10 protein-coding genes are annotated in these 18526 nt (G+C 34.1%); 5 read left to right on the top strand and 5 right to left on the bottom strand.

Annotated features, from left to right (window positions below; all coding sequences use genetic code 11):
- Positions 1–51: 51 nt before the first annotated feature.
- Entirely contained in the window at positions 52–1152 is a 1101-nt protein-coding gene (locus E1J38_RS03410) for a DUF4382 domain-containing protein (RefSeq protein ID WP_133355842.1), read from the bottom strand.
- A 267-nt stretch (positions 1153–1419) separates the two neighbouring features.
- Here E1J38_RS03410 and E1J38_RS03405 point away from each other — a divergent pair, with 267 nt between their 5' ends.
- Positions 1420–2178, top strand: a complete 759-nt coding sequence (locus E1J38_RS03405) for an SDR family NAD(P)-dependent oxidoreductase (RefSeq protein WP_133355843.1) — start codon at positions 1420–1422, stop codon at positions 2176–2178.
- Between the two features lie 20 nt (positions 2179–2198).
- Positions 2199–3332, top strand: a complete 1134-nt coding sequence (locus E1J38_RS03400) for an ATP-binding protein (protein WP_133355844.1) — start codon at positions 2199–2201, stop codon at positions 3330–3332.
- A 126-nt stretch (positions 3333–3458) separates the two neighbouring features.
- Here the strand turns inward: E1J38_RS03400 and E1J38_RS03395 are convergent, their stop codons facing one another.
- The 3 genes from E1J38_RS03395 to amaB form a co-directional block, all read right to left on the bottom strand.
- The gene (locus E1J38_RS03395; protein WP_133355845.1) at positions 3459–4649 is read right to left on the bottom strand and encodes a DUF1501 domain-containing protein; all 1191 of its coding nucleotides are present in this window, start codon (positions 4647–4649) and stop codon (positions 3459–3461) included.
- A gap of 2 nt (positions 4650–4651) precedes the next feature.
- On the bottom strand, positions 4652–6031 hold the full coding sequence (locus tag E1J38_RS03390; RefSeq protein WP_133355846.1) for a DUF1800 domain-containing protein: 1380 nt from the start codon (positions 6029–6031) through the stop codon (positions 4652–4654).
- Positions 6032–6135: 104 nt separating this feature from the next.
- Positions 6136–7689, bottom strand: a complete 1554-nt coding sequence (amaB, locus tag E1J38_RS03385; protein WP_133355847.1) for an L-piperidine-6-carboxylate dehydrogenase — start codon at positions 7687–7689, stop codon at positions 6136–6138.
- 185 nt (positions 7690–7874) lie between these two features.
- Here amaB and E1J38_RS03380 point away from each other — a divergent pair, with 185 nt between their 5' ends.
- Complete coding sequence (locus E1J38_RS03380; protein ID WP_133355848.1) at positions 7875–13448, top strand: alpha-2-macroglobulin family protein; 5574 nt, start codon at positions 7875–7877, stop codon at positions 13446–13448.
- A gap of 152 nt (positions 13449–13600) precedes the next feature.
- The gene (locus E1J38_RS03375) at positions 13601–14470 is read left to right on the top strand and encodes an SH3 domain-containing protein (RefSeq protein WP_133355849.1); all 870 of its coding nucleotides are present in this window, start codon (positions 13601–13603) and stop codon (positions 14468–14470) included.
- Positions 14471–14664: 194 nt separating this feature from the next.
- Here the strand turns inward: E1J38_RS03375 and E1J38_RS03370 are convergent, their stop codons facing one another.
- The gene (locus tag E1J38_RS03370) at positions 14665–16056 is read right to left on the bottom strand and encodes a DUF8696 domain-containing protein (RefSeq protein ID WP_133355850.1); all 1392 of its coding nucleotides are present in this window, start codon (positions 16054–16056) and stop codon (positions 14665–14667) included.
- A gap of 117 nt (positions 16057–16173) precedes the next feature.
- Here E1J38_RS03370 and pbpC point away from each other — a divergent pair, with 117 nt between their 5' ends.
- Complete coding sequence (pbpC, locus tag E1J38_RS03365) at positions 16174–18525, top strand: penicillin-binding protein 1C (RefSeq protein WP_133355851.1); 2352 nt, start codon at positions 16174–16176, stop codon at positions 18523–18525.
- The last annotated feature ends 1 nt before the right edge of the window (position 18526 follow it).

Below are 18526 nucleotides of genomic sequence, written 5' to 3'. Positions count from 1 at the left end.
AAAAAAGCAACGTTAAAAACGTTGCTTTAAAAATATGCATTTGTTATCTAATTATTCTAACTCTAAAGTAGCATCTACAACTTCATTTTCGTCTGGGTCAAGGGTGATATTAAACTCTTGAGTCACATAACCTGTAGCAGAAATGGTTACTTTATAGTTACCAGGTTGAATATTATCGATAAGATAAGCACCGCCTTCACCTGTTTCTACATTTGTAGATTCAGCATCATTAATGGTAACGGTAGCTTTAACACCTTCTGCTAATCCAGATACCGTACCACTAATAGTTCCTGGTTTTAATGGTAGAACAATAGGTTCTGCTATTGTAGTTATTTCTCCGTTTACTACTACAATGTCAGTAGCGCTGGCACCATTATAATCACCTTCTACATCTAAAGGCATTACCATAACTTCATACGTTCCAGCAGGAACACCCCAAAGAGCAAAGGCTCCACTTTCATTAGTGTAGGCAGAAACTTCATAATCACCATCAGGGTCATTTACTATTACTTTAGTCATAGCAGGAACATTGTTAGGAGAAACGGTTCCTTCAATAATACCAGAAGTAGCCTCCGCACTAGCATAAATTACTGGTTTTAAAATAATATTATCTGAGTTTCCCGCATGTACAATAGATTTTTCAACATCAAAATCTAAAATAAAATCATAGGTAAACCCTCGTTCTATAGGTGTGTCTATTTTTACCTTTAAACCTGACTGTTGTGCGCTAGGGGTTTTTAAATCATACTCTTTATTATCCTCTCCTTCTTCTCCAGTGAGAACGATGGTATTACCATCACCTAAGACCAATCTAATCTGACTTAATGTCCCAGTAGGAATAGTGTGCTTCTCAACTAAAACTTTACTGAAACCACCAGTAAAATCTAATAAATTAACAATACCACTTTCAGAATTTAACGACATCCATTCACTTTCATCATCAGTATCTTCTTCTCCTTCGGCATCCATCCTAATCATGACATCAACTATTTCTACATTAACTGCTTCATAATCACCAGGAGCATCCACTAACCTTACGGAAATAGTTGGAGCACTTTTATTAATTTCTGAAGATTCTGAATCGTTACATGAAAATAAAAATGAAACAAATAATACAGGGATAATTAATTTTAGCTTTTTTAAAATATTCATAATCATCTTTTTTTTAGTTTTTAATTATTTTTAAGACTAATCTCTCTTTATTTTACGATTAAATACTCTTTACGGATTTCTGCAGACTTAAAAAAGTTCTAATATTAACTTCTAAATCCTAACTTTATTGCTCTAAAATCATTCACTTTAATAAGAAGACAATAATACAAAATAATGTGAATTTTAAGTATTTTTATACGTGAATGACACAAAAACTCGAACAAGATTATACCGTATTCGGTGAACGGCGATAAATCAGGATAAAAAATGACAAATAAAGTAGCTTTGATAACAGGTGCAACAAGTGGTATAGGGTACGCCACGGCTTTTGAATTTGCTAAACACGGTATTCACTTAATACTTTGTGGACGACGATTGGAGCGCTTGGAAACCATTCAAAAGGATTTAAGCCAACTTACCGATGTTCACATTATAAACTTTGATGTTAGAGACAAAGAAGCAACCTTTAAAGGTATAGAATCCCTGCCCGAAAAATTTAATAAGATTGATATTTTAATTAATAATGCGGGTAACGCCCATGGATTAGACCCTATAAACGAGGGTAGTATTGATGATTGGGATGCCATGATGGATATTAATGTAAAAGGTCTACTTTATGTTAGTAAGGCCGTTATTCCGGGAATGACAAAACGTAAATCAGGACACATCATTAACATTGGTTCTTCGGCTGGAAAAGAGGTGTATCCCAAAGGAAATGTGTATTGTGGAAGCAAACATGCCGTTTTAGCCATAACAGAAGGTATGCGTATTGATTTAAACCCTTACGGAATTAAAGTAGGCGCTATAAATCCAGGTTTAGTAGAAACTGAATTTTCTAAAGTGCGATTTAAAGGAGATAAAATTGCGGACTCTGTTTATAGAGGCTTCAAAGCATTGCAAGCTGAAGATGTAGCTGAGGTAATTTACTTTGCAGTATCAAGACCACCGCATGTTAATATTGCCGATGTTTTAATGTTTTGTACCGCGCAAGCTAATAGTACTATTGTGAAAAAGGAAAATAATTAAGATTCTCCAACAAGGTAATCATGATAAACAAACGCCTACTTATAAAACACCTCTTGTCTCATAATGATGAGAATAGTTTTTATGATAAAAAGCGTAAAATTGATATAAGCTATAAAGAAGGAAAGGCTAAATTTTTAAAGCACATTTGTGCGCTTTCAAATAGCAACCCTAAGAACAACTCCTATATTGTTATTGGTGTTGAAGATGAAGATAACAACATTATTGGTGTTGACTTTTTTGATGATAGTAAAATTCAAAACCTAATTAACGCATACTTAACCAATCCGCCTATTGTACAGTATGAGAATATACCTTTCCCTCATTTACCTGATGATAGAGTGGTGGGGTTGGTTACTATTCGTCCAACAGGGAAATTAACATCACTTAGAAAAAATATTTGGAAATATTATGGGGGCTCAGTGTTTTTTAGGGATGGTAGCATGAGCATGCCTAAAGTATTTGATATTGAAATTAAAGATGTAAACTCTAAAATTGTTGCTGCCATAGAAAACAATGCTCAAAACAACATTGAGCATACACTTAATGGGGTTTTTGATTTTATGAACAAGCGCAAAGACTTCAACGCTCAATACAAAGTGTTTAAAGAGTATTTTGTGCTTTGTTGGTCCGGACAAAAAAAGCAGGTAAAAGATGAAGTATTTTATTCTAGGGTTGATATTGAATTGATAAATGAACAAGTAAGACTGTTCTTTTCAGCGCTAGATGAAGTTTCTATAGTTTATGACAACGACCGATTTAAAATTGTAGAATATGTAAACCTTGGACTTCAGAACACCAGTAAGTATTATAAATTAGAGGAAACCATTATTAAGTTTGAAGATAACGCCCACTATAATATTGATACCAAATTATTATTTGAACCGCCGCAATTTGACAAAAAAGTACTCTACCATATTTACAATACAAATAACACCATATTATATAAGCTAAAAAAAGGTATCACACTCACAAAGCATGAAGAATTAGATTTGAGAAACCTTTCTGCAACTTACTTAATCTGTTATCTTAATTTATTTCATGAGGCCATTGATAAACTTAAGGAAGCAAAACCTTATTTGAAGGCACATAGCAATGAAATCTACCAGCTCCATAAGGAATCTATGCGCATATTAAGAAAAGTTAAGTATAGTTAATAAAATAATTAACCTTAAGTTAACAAATGTTAATTTATTTTTCTTACATTTGTATTGCTATTAATCTTTTATGATATAACCTTGTTTCTTCCGATATGTTCGGTTCTGAGACAAGGTTTATTTTTGTTATATAAAGTTTAATTGTTTAAAAGACTTGTTTAAAATCTTTTTATCGTTTACTTCTAGCCATTTTTTTAGAACTGTTGCATAGATGGTTCTAAAATCAATTTCGAACTTTAAATCGCCATTACTATCTAAGCTATCTAAACTAGCTAACTTGTTGTAAATACCAGGTTTTTTTAACTGGTTTCCAATAATGAATAAATTATTTGCTGTTCCGTGATCTGTACCAGAACTAGCGTTCTGTTTTACACGACGCCCAAACTCAGAAAACGTTAATATTAAAGTGTCATCAAATGTACCGCCAGCTTTTAAATCCTGAACAAAGGTTTCAATACCTTTAGCATACTGATTCAACAAACGTTTTTGAGTTGGTCCTTGATTTACATGGGTATCAAAACCATTTAAAGAGGCATAGTAAACTTTGGTGTTTAAGTGAGAGTTAATAAATTGCGCCGTGGTTTTTAATTGTTTACCAAACTTATTATTTGGATATTCTTTTTGAGAGGAGACCGTTTTACTGGTTTCATAAATATATTTAGCAGAGGTATGTGCTTCAATCATAGACTTATATAAATAGCCTAAATTGTGTTCGCTTAAATGTGTGTCATTTTGATGCTGTTGTAAGTTTTTAAAATAAGGGTCTCTAGATAAATTAAACAACGTTTGTGCATCTTGGGTAGCAATGCCGTTTTTAGTTTCACCTTTCATGGCCAAAGACAAACTTTCGTCAATTTGAATAGCAGAGTAAGGTGTTTCTCCATAGTAATCTATATACCTTCCAATCCACCCACTTTGAGAATATTCATTGGAATCTGCCGCTGTTTGCCAAATGTCCATAGACCTGAAATGTGATCTGTTTGGGTTTGGATACCCTACGTTATTAATTATGGTTAAGTATCCTTGGTCGTAAAGTCTGTTTAAGGGCGCTAAGCTTGGATGCAAACCAAGGTCATCGGTTAATTTTAAAACATCACTTTTCGCTATACTTAATGAGGCTCGCTCCTTGTAATATATATCGTTTTGGAATGGCACAACCGTGTTCAATCCATCGTTTCCTCCAGATAATTGTATTATTACCAAACGTTTATAGCCTAAACTACTGCTAGCAACATTCTCGAAAGCTTTTACAAAGCTTGGAACAAAAAATAGGCTACTTGCCAAACTTGACTGTTTTAAAAATTTTCTCCTATCCATGATTAACACATTTGATATTCTGGTAAAGACATGAGTTGTATGCAGTACTCTTGTTTAGAAACTTTTTCTAAAGTATTTAGATACCCTCTAGCAACCTGAGACATATTGCAGGCTAAAATATGACTATCTAATTCATTCATATTTACATTTCTAAATTGTTGGTTAAAATAATTCCAATTACTTTCTACATTAAAACGTCTGCCATAATTTCTTTTAAAGAATTGTTTCTTTTCTTCAATTTGGTCATCTGTTTCTTCTGTTCTTGAGTTAGATATATAGGAGCTATTTAGTAATAGAGATGGTAATTTTAATCGAAGGGTAATGGTATTACTATCTATCCAGTTTTGGCCCCCTTTCCAACCTGCAACGTTTGGAGGATCTAACAAAATTTGTCCCAGTAAACGTTGTAAATTCAAAAGCTGCCTTTTGTTTTTAAACGCTACAGGTACTATGGTTTTTATACCAACTAAAAATTCAATGGGCGACTTGATTTTTGTACCGATATTCTCTTCATTATAAAACCAATTGGATGAACACACAAAATGCATTAGCTGTTCAATATTGTAATTTTTGTAAAACACCTCAATCATTGCCTGCACATGACTATTATTTAGTGTATCATTTACAAAATATCGGTATATCTTTTCACAAATAAATTCTGCACATCGTTTTTGTTCTAAAATGATATCAATGATATCATCTCCATTAAAATTCCCTGTTTTTCCAAAAAACGTTTTTTGTCCTTGATGGTGAACCCGTCTTCTAAACACAAAGTCTCCTTGCATGTTGTGACTATAACCAGTAAATGCCTTGGCACTTTCTTTAATATCCTGTTCAGTGTAATGGCCTACACCAAGAGTAAAAAGTTCCATTAATTCTCTGGCAAAATTTTCGTTAGGTTTTTCCTTTTTGTTCTGCTTGGTATTTAAGTATTTAGTCATAGCGGCTTGTTTAGAAACAGCCACAACAAAGTCTCTAAAATTCCCTAAAGCATGTTTTCGCAGAGTATTGTGAAAGTTTTGGGTATACAAAAAATTATTGTCTTCACAAACAAAGTGATTCGCCCAAAACAAAGTCATTTTTTCTCTAACCAATTCTTTAGGATTGGTTAGTCTCTCTATCCATGCATGATTCAACTTTTGGGTAGAAAGTCTACTCAATTTTTGGATTTTTTGAATATTGGGTTTTGCAGATATATAGGAATCACCCATTAAACGTTTCAACTCAGAAGTGTCAAGTTCAAGAAGTGTTGTGTTTTTTGAAGCTTTAAAAAGCGTATTTACAACCTCTTTTCTCTTTAGCTTTGATAGTTTTTCGAGGTTATCAGGTAGTATTCCAAATCCCATACGTCTGTATAAATGTTGAATATGCTTATGTTTCATAACGCATAGGTTTTTTTGAAAGACAATAACACTTTATAAATCCTTAGACTTCAATACCTCGAAAAGGTTTAACAGAAAAAGACACTTATAGATATTGATTGTTTTTACAAATCAAATTTAATGCCTTGTGCTAAAGGTAACTCTGTGGTATAATTAATAGTATTAGTTTGTCTACGCATATAAATTTTCCAAGCATCAGATCCAGATTCTCGTCCGCCTCCTGTATCTTTTTCACCACCAAAAGCACCACCTATTTCCGCTCCTGAAGTCCCGATGTTGACATTAGCAATACCACAATCGCTTCCTGCATGAGATAAAAATCGTTCTGCTTCTCGTAAGTTATTAGTCATAATGGCTGAACTTAACCCTTGCGCTACATTATTTTGAATATCAATGGCATTTTCTACATCGCCTGAATATTTTAGCAAGTACAAAATTGGAGCAAAGGTTTCGTGTTGCACAATATTAAAATATGGCTCTGCTTCAGCAATGGCTGGTTTTACGTAGCAACCACTTTTGTAACCTTCACCTGAAAGGATTTCTCCCTCAACAATAAGATTGCCACCTTCTTTAACTACTTCCTCTAAAGCTTTTTTGTAAACATCAACGGCTTTCGCATCAATCAATGGACCAACGTGATTGGTTTCATCTAATGGGTTTCCAACTTTTAATTGTTTGTAAGCATCTACTATAGCCTGTTTTACTTTATTATAAACACTTTCATGAATGATTAGTCTTCTAGTACTAGTGCAACGTTGACCCGCAGTACCAACGGCCCCAAAAACAGCACCTAATACGGTCATTTTTAAATCGGCATCAGGGGTTATGATGATCGCGTTATTACCTCCTAATTCTAAAAGCGAACGCCCCAATCTAGCTGCTACTTCTTGCGCCACTATTTTTCCCATTCTGGTGGATCCAGTAGCAGATACCAGCGGAATTCTTGAGTCCTTTGTCATAAACTCACCAACTTTATAATTGCCATTTATTAAACATGAAATACCTTCAGGCAACCCATTTTCTTTAATTACTTCTGCTATTATATTTTGGCAGGCAATACCGCACAAGGGTGTTTTTTCACTGGGTTTCCAAACACAAACATCACCACAAACCCAAGCTAAAGCAGTATTCCAAGACCACACAGCTACAGGAAAATTAAACGCAGAGATAATACCAACCACACCTAAAGGATGATACTGTTCATACATACGATGTCCTGGACGTTCAGAGTGCATCGTTAATCCATGTAGCTGGCGTGATAGTCCTACTGCAAAGTCACAGATATCAATCATTTCTTGAACTTCACCAAGTCCTTCTTGATAGCTTTTCCCCATTTCATAAGACACCAATTTACCCAATGCTTCTTTTTTCTCTCTAAGTTTATCTCCAAACTGTCTTACAACCTCACCTCGCTGAGGTGCCGGAATCATTCGCCATTTTTTAAAAGCGGTAGTGGCTGTATTCATAACAGTTTCATAATCAGTTTTTGAGGTTGCTTTTACTCTTGCTATTAATTGACCATCCACAGGCGAAAAACTTTCTATTGGCTCACCATTTGAAAAGCAATTTATTCCAGTTGAGGTCCCATTATTTATGTTTCCAATACCCAATACATTCAAAACGGTCTCAATATTATAACCCGTAGAAACTGTACTCATAATCTTAAAATTTTTAATCTTTACAAGATACTTATAATGTTTGTTTTCTTCTAGGTTATCAAATCAATTTTTAAGAACAATTTAACAGAAGCTTAAAGTCTGTAGCGTCATTGAAATGCGTAACTTTATTAACAAGAAACATCGTACGTTCCTTGTACATCATGCTCATTCAAATACGTCACATTATGTCTTTAAAAAATATTTTCTTCTTCGTTTGCACCCTTTTATTAATTATATCTTGCAAAAAAAAATCTATAGAACCAGATAATATTTTTAAATACAGAGACTATGTGAGCTATACTACTTCAGGAATAACTTCGGTGGCAAAACCAATTCAAATTAGTTTAGCCAAGGCTATTGAAGGTTGGAAAATGAATCAAGACATTGATGTCAAAATCATAACTATCAAGCCACACGTTGAAGGAAAATTACAGGTTGGTAATAACCATACTTTGATTTTTACACCCAATGAACACTTAGAGCCAGCAACAGAATACACGGTAACCGTAAAACTGTCTGAAATTTATAAAGATGTTCCTTCAAATTACAAAGCGTATACCTTTCAGTTTAAAACAATCACACCAAATTTCAATGTTGTAACTAACAATCTTCAATCTTACAGTAAAAATTGGCAGTATGTTGAGGGGATTATAAAATCTGCAGACCTTATTTCTTTAGAACAGGCTAAAAAATTGATAACTGCCCAACAAAATGATAAAAAACTCAATATTGTTTTTAATGAAGGGAGTGAGCACAGTAATGCTTTTGAATTTAAAATTGATAGTATTCATCGATTTATTGAGAATAGTAACATGGAAGTATCATGGCATGGGAAACCCATAAGTGCCGATAATAAAGGCAAGAATACCATAATAATTCCGGGCAAAAATAATTTCACCATTATAAAAACTGAAGTCGTTCAATATCCTGAACAACATCTATCCATTAATTTTTCAGACCCCTTAAATAAGCAACAAAACTTTGATGGTTTAGTGAGTCTGCAAAAAGTCAAATCTCTCAAATATATAGTAGATGGTAACATTTTAAAGGTTTACCCCGATAGCAAATTGGTTGGTAATATTCAGGTAGATATTTTTCAAGGTATCAAAAATACCGATGGATTTAAGCTTAAACAGCCATTATCTCAAACCATTGCTTTTGAAGCTTTAAAACCCCAAGTACGTCTAATAAACAGTGGTTCTATTTTGCCAAATTCTCAAGAATTGAAATTTAATTTTGAAGCTGTTAATTTGAGCGCTGTTGATGTGAGAATCATTAAAATTTTTGAGGACAATGTGCTTCAGTTTTTACAAGACAATAATTTAAACAGTAATGACCAGTACAGTATTAAAAAGGTAGGACGTAGAATAGCAAAACAAACCATTCAGTTACAAACAGCTGCTGAAAATTCTGGAAAATGGAAAGCCTATAGCATTGATTTATCGAAGTATTTCACTGCAGATGTAGGCTCAATTTATCGTGTTGAAGTAAGTTATAACAGGAATTATTCTCTTTACAACTGTGAAACAGATTCCAATACATCTAATTTTGAAGAGAATGAGAATGATGATTATTACGAGGCTGATGTTTATGAAGAAACTCCTGATAACTTATCTGAAAAAGAGCAAGAATTGCGAGAGGAACAATATTGGGACAATTTATTATACCGCTACAAAGACTATGCTTATAACTGGCGTGAAGAAAAAAACCCATGCCATGATGCGTATTATAATGCCCGCAAAATAGTTGCTCAAAACCTCATCGCCTCAAATTTAGGAGTCATTGCAAAACGTGGTGCTAATAATTCATACCACTTTGCTGTTACAAACATTTTAACAACTGAACCAGAACCAAATGCCAGTATTAAGCTTTACAATTTCCAGCAACAAGAAATGGAAAGTGCTACTACTGATGAGAATGGACTTACTATAATAGATGCAGAAAAGTATGCAAATTTTGCCTTAGTGTCTAAGGGTAAACATAGTACCTATATTAAACTTGGTGACGGCAATTCCTTATCATTAAGCAAATTTGATATTTCAGGAAACAGATTGCAACGTGGACTTAAAGGTTACCTTTATGGTGAGCGGGGTGTATGGCGTCCTGGAGACACCTTGCATTTAACGTTTATGCTAAATGATAAAGCAAACAAACTACCAAAAGAGCACCCTGTAAAAATGGAAATAACAAACCCTAACGGAAAGTTGGTTTATAAACATGTTACTAGAGATCATGTCAATAGATTTTACAAATTCACGGTTCCTACATCTACAGAAGACAAAACGGGAAATTATAATGCCACCGTTTCAGTTGGGGGTGCTTCGTTTAATAAAACTTTAAAAATTGAAACGGTTAAACCCAATCGTTTAAAAATTAAGATTGATTTTGATGATGACATACTAACTGCTGCCAAACCACTAACTGGAAATTTAAATGTTAAATGGTTGCACGGTGCTCCAGGAAAACATTTAAAGGCCGAAGTAAAAGCAAAATTTAGCACCTCTAATAAAGGATTTGAGAATTATAGAGATTATGAGTTTATAGACCCAACAAGAACATTTCATTCTGAAGAATTTAATGTTTTCGAAGGTGTTGTAAATGGTGATGGTTTTGCAAAAATTAATTCGAAACTAAACATTAAAAAGAATGCTCCAGGATTATTAAACGCACAGTTTTTAGTTAGAGCATTCGAGAATGGTGGAGATTTCTCTATTGATGCCTTTACCAAAACCTATGCACCTTATGAATCATTTGTAGGGATGCGTTCACCCAAGGAAAATACCTATGGTTCCTATTTTACAGATGAAAATCAATCTTTTGATATTGTGGTGTTAGACCCCAACGGGAATCCCATACAGCGAAACAATCTTGAAGTGAAAATTTATAAAATAGAATGGCGTTGGTGGTGGAATTCTAGCTATGATAATTTGTCTAGTTATGTATCCAGTAGCTACCACAGACCTTATACAACCTCTAAAATAAATACAGATGCCAACGGTAAGGCAAGTTTCAATATAAAAGTTCCAGACCATGACAGAGGGCGTTATTTAATAAGAGTTGAAGACCCTATTAGCCAACACGCCACAGGACGTACAGCTTATTTTTATAAAAACTGGTGGCAAAACGCAAGTTCTGGTGATAAAGATGCTGCTAAAATGCTCATCTTTTCAAGTGATAAGGAAACATATAACGTAGGAGAGACTGCTAAAATAACATTTCAATCTGGTAACGAAGGGCGCGCATTGGTAAGTATTGAAAATGGTACCGAGGTTTTAGAACACCAGTGGGTTAAAACACAAAAAGGAGAAACGATAGTTGAAATTCCGGTAACAGAAGAAATGGCTCCCAATGTATTTGTAAACATTTCTCTATTGCAGCCACATGCTATGACGGCAAACGATTTACCCATCAGGCTATATGGTATTATCCCCATAATGGTTGAAAACCCAGAAACCAAATTGCAACCAGAAATAATAATGCCTAACGTTTTAAGACCAGAACAGGAATTCAATATTACGGTTTCAGAAAAAAACAAAAAAGCAATGACCTATACCATTGCTGTGGTTGACGAAGGGTTATTAGACTTAACCCGATTTAAAACCCCAAATGCGTGGAATAGTTTCTATGCTCGTGAAGCTTTAGGGGTGAAAACATGGGATATCTTTGATGACGTTATCGGGGCTTATTCAGGCAGTATAGACCAAGTATTTGCCATTGGTGGTGATGGAAGTGCTACTGCTGGTAAAAAGAAAAAAGCAAACAGGTTTAAACCAGTTATAAAATATTTAGGTCCATTTACCTTAAATAGCAATGAACAAAAAACCCACACCATTAAAATGCCCAATTATATTGGTGCTGTTAGAACAATGGTGGTGGCTGGTAACCCAAACAAGGAAGCCTACGGGAGTAATGATAAGTTGGTGCAAGTTAAAAAACCCTTGATGGTGTTAGCTACGCTTCCGCGGAAGTTAAGCCCCGGTGAGCAAGTTACTTTACCCGTATCTGTTTTTGCTATGGAACCTAAAGTGAAAAACGTCAACATAAGCTTAAAATTAAGCAATGGTATACGTATTATTGGTGAAACATCAAAACAATTAACCTTTGCAAAACCCGATGAGCAAATGGTTTATTTTAACCTTGATATTAGTAATTCCAAAGGTATAAGTACCATTGAAGTTATAGCCTCTGGTAATGGCGAAAAATCGACTTATAAAGTGGAATTGGATGTCGTGAATCCGAATCCTATAACATCAAAAGCAATTGACAAAACCTTAATTGCTAACAGTACTGAAAGCATAACTTTTGAAACTTTTGGAGTTACTGGAACCAATGCGGCCTCCGTAGAGTTTTCAACCTTACCACCTATGGATTTTACTCGCAGACTTCAGTATTTAATTCAATACCCTCATGGATGTGTTGAGCAAACCACATCTGGTGTATTTCCACAGTTATTCTTAACCGATATTTTCGATTTAACTGCTGATAAAAAACAAGACATTCAGGATAATATTAAAAATGGAATTAAGAGACTTGGCCATTTCCAAAGACCAGATGGTGGTTTAAGTTATTGGATTGGAGAAACCAGTGCCAACGATTGGGGTACTAGTTATGCAGGTCATTTTATGATAGAAGCCGAAAAGAAAGGCTATGTATTACCGTTAACATTTAAAAGCAGCTGGATTAAATACCAGAGACAGACTGCTAGAGATTGGAGACCAAGTTACACACGCTATAATTCAGATTTAGCTCAGGCTTACAGATTATACACTTTAGCTTTGGCGGGTCATCCAGATTTAGCTAGTATGAACAGGTTACGTGAATATTCAGAATTATCCAATGAAGCTAAATGGCGATTGGCAGCAGCTTATGCTTTAGCAGGTCAAAAGGAGGCCTCAGAAAGTATTTCAAAGTTGGCCAATATCCATTTTGAACCTAATAAATATAATTATTACACCTATGGTTCGATTGATAGAAATAGAGCGATGGCTTTAGAAACAATGGTGCTCACCAAAAATAAAAAAACTAGAGAACTAGCAGAATCTATTGCCAAAGATTTATCTAGTGACCGTTGGATGAGTACACAAACCACTGCTTACAGCTTATTGGCGATGGCAAAAATGGTAAATGCTAATGGCGGAAAAGCTATGAAACTAAGCTACACCATTAATGGGAAAACCAGTACCATTGACACCAAAAATGCCATTGCGCAACGCAAATTAAACGTAGTTGATGGCAGTAATAGTTTATCGTTCAAAAATACCAACAGCAATACCGTTTACGTTCGGGTTTTAAACTCTGGAAAATTGCCATTAGGACAAGAAATAGTAGAACAACGCGGGTTGAGTATTAGCTATTCTTATAAAGATTTACAAGGCAACCGCGTAAATGTTGCCGAACTGCAACAAGGGCAAGATTTTATTGCTACGGTTAAAGTAAGCAACTTAAAAAGCACTGAAGTAAAAGATGTTGCTCTAACACAAATATTCCCTTCGGGTTGGGAAATAGTCAATACCCGATTTACCGATTTTGGAAACACAACCTCTAGTCAAGCGCGCTATACAGACATAAGAGATGACCGTGTGAATTTCTATTTTGACTTAAGCAAAACAGGAAACACCAATAGCTCCAAATCATTTTCGGTAATGCTAAATGCTTCCTATTTAGGACGCTATTACTTACCAGGAATTCAAGCGGAGGCTATGTATGATAATAACTTTTTAGTAAGAACTAAAGGGCAATGGATTAATGTAATTAAATAATGACAATGCACTTTTGATTATAAAAAAACATTTGTTATTCAGAAGGAGAAACGACTGAAGAATCTTCTAAAAAGGTTTAATAGATTCTTCGCTGCGCTCTGAATGACACCTGAAATGTTATACTTCCAAGGGCATTTAAAAAACATAAAAAAATGACAAAATATATGTATTTACTGGTAATGTTGATAGGATTCAATATTGCCAACACACAAGAAATTAGATATGTAAACGCCAACAACGGCCTGTTTTTAAGAGATAAACCAAGTCAAGATTCTAAACGCCTTGATAAGTTGGTTTACGGTACAGAACTAGAAATTACAGAACGCACCCATTTAAAACTGGATGTACAAGATAATAACAAAATTATTTCTGGTCAGTGGGTAAAGGTATCGTGTACAGATGATATTCATAATAACCGTAAAGGTTATGTTTTTAGTGGTTTTCTAACTGAGGAAAAAATTAAGAAACGATTTAGGGTTGGTTTTGAAGAATTTACTTTAGAGTTTGAAAACCTCAATGCTGAAATGATTGACAATCCTCAAACAACAACGTATGCATCAAATAAAGTAGATGCCATTGTTGAATTGGGAGAAACTGTTGAAAATAAAACATTACGAATTAGGCATCATTCAAAATTTAAAAAGATTGAAGTGTTTCAGCGTCATGAAAACAGTATTACCATCATGAATGAAGGCCCCCATTGTGATCTTACAGAATGGAAACATTATTATTCGGCTTGGGAACCGTTAAAAACCAAAACTAATAGCAATGTGTTTAAAACCATTACCTACAATCCAAAAGCTTGGAATACATTTATTGAAGTAGATATAGATGAATACAAGCAGGCTGTAAAAGTGCATTGTGGAGAAGAATGGTATAAGCTTATAAAAGACAGCAAAAGCATAAATAATGCATCATCGGGAGTATCAATAAATAAAATTTACTTTAAAGTTATTTTTACTACTATGAATGATGAAAAAATAGAAAAAGTCATCGCATTTGATATTCCAATGGGCTGCTAGTTTGCATATTTCTTTAAATGAACAAAGTAATAGGTTATATAAAAAAACGAAAAGTTAGGTTTTCAATCTTAGCTATATTATTAGTAGCCTATTACTTTTGTTTACCAAAACAACTATTTAAAAAAACCACTGTTAGTGTAAATCCATTTATAAACAAGTGTTTTTAATATTTAAAAAATGATGTTGAGAGATAGTTATTTAGATTTTAACTTAATAACATAAGTTCTTTTTACCGAGTTAAAACCATAAACTGCTCTATAATATACGGTTTCATTTATAACTATGTCACCTCTATCATCTCCTTTTTTTATTATTTTTTCATTAGTTTGAACGTATTGACCTATAGCGCCATCAATCCAAACTTTATGCTTAATAACCTTATTACCATCTAATACAATAATAATTTCTTTATAAGTTTTAGGTAATAAGTTGGTGTCAATATCACTATTTGGTAAGCTGTCTTTTTCAATAATTTGCGGTTGTCTATCAAATTTAGTGGATTCTACTATCTCTTTTTCTTCAACAACTGCATAGGGTTTAGGATTAGTGGTGATTTTTGTGATTTTTGTTATAGGTTTTTTGGGTTCTTTTTTTTGTGCTTTAATTATGTCTCCTACACTTATTTTAAAGTAATCTGTAATTAAATGGCAAGATGTATTCAAAACATTAATGGCATCCTCAGCTACCAATACTCTATAATAAGTTGTTTTTTTTAAGTTTTTAATTGAGATATTATTTCTGTCTTTTCCTTCTATATTATACCAATCTTTACCATTTAAACTTTTTTGCCATTGATAATGGTGTGATGAGAATACAGTAAAGTCGGGCAATGCTGTAAGTGTTGTGGAATAAGGATAATTATTTTCTGATACTGTGGTTTGTTGTCTGTTTTTCAACTCATCTTCTATCACAATACTATCACCACATGTTTTAAAAACAATATCATCTATTGCCAAATCATTTCCACATCCTCCAACGCCATTGTTTCGCATCTTTAAAATGACTGATTCTTGACCCGGATTTGTCTTAAAAACTAAACCATATTGTTGCCAATTTGGATCATAAGAACCATGTATGTCACCCGTATTTCCTTTCTTTAAAAGTAATGTTTCTGTACTGTCCCAAATTTCAAAAGTAATATTTATGGGGTTGGCACTTTCGTTTCCAGAAGGGCCACAAACTCTATTTTGCGCTGGAAACAAATTAATTAACCATGAAGAAAATTCGTAAGTTGTGTTTTCACATAAACCAGAAATTGGTATCGTGAAAAATTCCCCAGAGTTATAGCTTGCATTTACTATTAAACATCTACCATTGTTATCATTTGGAGTATGGTCTTTAGTAATAAACCAGCCATACCAATTCGTATTACTGGATACTTTATAAGAACCGTCAATTGGAGACCCTTGAGTAAAACGATAAGTTGTACTTCCTTTGTTAAGTGAGCTGTCACCTTTACCAGTTCCAAAATCTTCTTTAAATATTGGAGAACCCGAGTTGCCTTTACAAAAACCTAATTGAGCCTGTAACTGAGAAACACCCATGAAGCCTAAAAGTATAATGTAATGAATGAATGATTTTATCATGTGAATTTTAAGATGATAAATCGAATGTAAATAATCTTCTAATCTTTTTACAGTAAAAAATAATAAACTTATCTTAAAATGCATCCAAACGCCTATTTTAGTGGGTACATATCTTAGATGAACAAAATAATTGGCTACATAAAAAAAAGAAAACTTAGGTTCTCCATCTTAGCTATACTCTTAGTAGCTTATTACTTTTGTTTACCAAAACAACTATTTAAAAGTCCCACTTCAACAGTTATAACAAGTTCTACCAACGAGCTTATTGGAGCAAAAATTGCCGCAGATGGCCAATGGCGATTTCCGCATAATGACAGTATTCCCAAAAAATTCAAAACGTGTATACTTCAGTTTGAAGACGAATATTTTTATAAACATCCTGGATTTAATCCTATCTCCATTTTTAAAGCTTTAAAAGACAACCTTACTTCTGGAACTGTAAAACGTGGCGGAAGTACACTTACACAACAAGTCATTCGGTTATCAAGACAAGGGAAACCCAGAACCTACTTAGAAAAGCTTAAAGAACTTATTCTTGCTACAAGATTGGAGTTAAGAGATTCTAAAGAGAATATACTTGCTTACTACTCTAGTAACGCGCCTTTTGGGGGTAATGTAGTGGGGTTAGATGCCGCTTCATGGCGTTATTTTAATAGAAGTGCTTACAATTTATCATGGGCAGAAAGCGCTACCCTAGCGGTTTTACCCAATGCTCCAAGCTTAATTTATCCTGGAAAAAATGAAAATAAATTACTGAACAAACGCAACAGATTACTTAAAAAGCTGCTAGAAAAAAATATTATAGATTCGCTTACCTACAATCTATCTATTGCTGAAGGAATACCGCAAAAACCCTATCCGCTACCTCAAATAGCATCACATTTATTACAAAAACTATCAAAATCATATGAAGGAGAATTTATAAAAACAACGATTGACGCTTCTCTGCAAACACATGTAAATAAGATTGTTAAGCATCATCATGCCGTTTTAAGTCAAAACCAAATTCACAATGCCGCAGTTTTAGTATTAGATGTAAAAACCAGACAAGTTTTAGCTTATGTTGGTAACACCCCAACCAGCAAAAAACATCAAAAACATGTAGATATTATTGATAAACCACGAAGTACTGGTAGTATTTTAAAACCTTTTTTATACGCAGCTATGTTGGATACTGGCGATATGTTACCCCATACTTTGGTAGCCGATGTTCCCTCTCAATTTGGGAGTTACAATCCCGAGAATTTCAATAAAACCTATGATGGTGCTATTCCTGCCAGTAAAGCGTTATCCCGCTCCTTAAATGTGCCTTCTGTTAGAATGTTACAAGAATTTGGCTTAGACAGGTTTTATCATTATTTAAAAGCATTACAGCTAAAAGACCTAAAATACAATGCTAATCATTATGGGCTATCCTTAATTCTGGGTGGTGCCGAAAGCAATTTATGGGACTTATGTAAAAGTTATGCAGCACTTGCTTCAACTATAAATCATTTTTCAGAAACATCTAGCGAATATTATTCCAATGAATTTTGCGAACCTACTTTAATGGCTTCAGAAATTGTGGATTTTGGCAACATTCAATCTGAGAAAACCTTATTTGATGCAGCATCTATTTATCTCACTTTTGAAAGTTTGAAAAAAGTAAACCGACCTGAAGGCAATGAAAACTGGGAGTTTTTTGATAGCTCTAAACAAATAGCTTGGAAAACAGGTACTAGTTTTGGGTTTAGAGATGCTTGGGCCATAGGTACTACCAAAGACTACGTAGTTGGGGTTTGGGTTGGTAATGCCGATGGCGAGGGTAGGCCTGGATTAGTAGGCGTTCAAACCGCTGCTCCCATACTTTTTGAAGTATTTGATTTGCTACCCCAAAGCTGTTGGTTTAACAAGCCTTTTGATGAAATGCAAAAAATTAATATTTGTAAACAAAGTGGGCACAGAGCATCACCAAACTGCCATGACACAGAGCCTGTTTTTGTACAACAGAGTGGATTAAAAACAAAACCTTGTCCGTACCATGTTTTAATTCATGTAGATAAAAATGAAAGCTATCAAGTCAATGCTTCCTGTGAGAAATTGAGTAACATCAAACACAAATCGTGGTTTGTATTGCCGCCACTTATGGCCTATTACTATAAAACCAAGAATCCGTTTTACAAACCGTTACCAAAATTTAGAAATGACTGTTTAGGAGAACAGGTTATCTCTATGGAATTTATCTACCCCAAAGAAAATAATAGCATTTTTTTACCTAAGGATTTTGATGGGATTAGTAATGACATGATATTGAAAATAGCCCATTCAAAACCCGAAAGTACCTTATTCTGGTATATAAATGAAACTTATATTGGTAATACCAAAGACATTCATGAAATAGCCATTTTACCCAAACAAGGAAAACATACCCTTACCGTTGTGGATGAATTTGGTAATGAAGCAAAACGGTATTTTGAGATCACTAAGTAAA

The sequence above is a fragment of the Seonamhaeicola sediminis genome (assembly GCF_004358095.2).
Lineage (GTDB): Bacteria > Bacteroidota > Bacteroidia > Flavobacteriales > Flavobacteriaceae > Seonamhaeicola > Seonamhaeicola sediminis.
Note: the sequence above shows the minus strand (reverse complement) of the source record. Positions and strands in the feature narration are given on the sequence as shown.

Coding starts and splice junctions, on each gene's coding strand:
- E1J38_RS03410 (WP_133355842.1), bottom strand. CDS start 1,152: ATGAATATTTTAAAAAAGCTAAAATTAATTATCCCTGTATTATTTGTT.
- E1J38_RS03395 (WP_133355845.1), bottom strand. CDS start 4,649: ATGGATAGGAGAAAATTTTTAAAACAGTCAAGTTTGGCAAGTAGCCTA.
- E1J38_RS03405 (WP_133355843.1), top strand. CDS start 1,420: ATGACAAATAAAGTAGCTTTGATAACAGGTGCAACAAGTGGTATAGGG.
- E1J38_RS03370 (WP_133355850.1), bottom strand. CDS start 16,056: ATGATAAAATCATTCATTCATTACATTATACTTTTAGGCTTCATGGGT.
- E1J38_RS03400 (WP_133355844.1), top strand. CDS start 2,199: ATGATAAACAAACGCCTACTTATAAAACACCTCTTGTCTCATAATGAT.
- E1J38_RS03380 (WP_133355848.1), top strand. CDS start 7,875: ATGTCTTTAAAAAATATTTTCTTCTTCGTTTGCACCCTTTTATTAATT.
- E1J38_RS03390 (WP_133355846.1), bottom strand. CDS start 6,031: ATGAAACATAAGCATATTCAACATTTATACAGACGTATGGGATTTGGA.
- pbpC (WP_133355851.1), top strand. CDS start 16,174: ATGAACAAAATAATTGGCTACATAAAAAAAAGAAAACTTAGGTTCTCC.
- E1J38_RS03375 (WP_133355849.1), top strand. CDS start 13,601: ATGACAAAATATATGTATTTACTGGTAATGTTGATAGGATTCAATATT.
- amaB (WP_133355847.1), bottom strand. CDS start 7,689: ATGAGTACAGTTTCTACGGGTTATAATATTGAGACCGTTTTGAATGTA.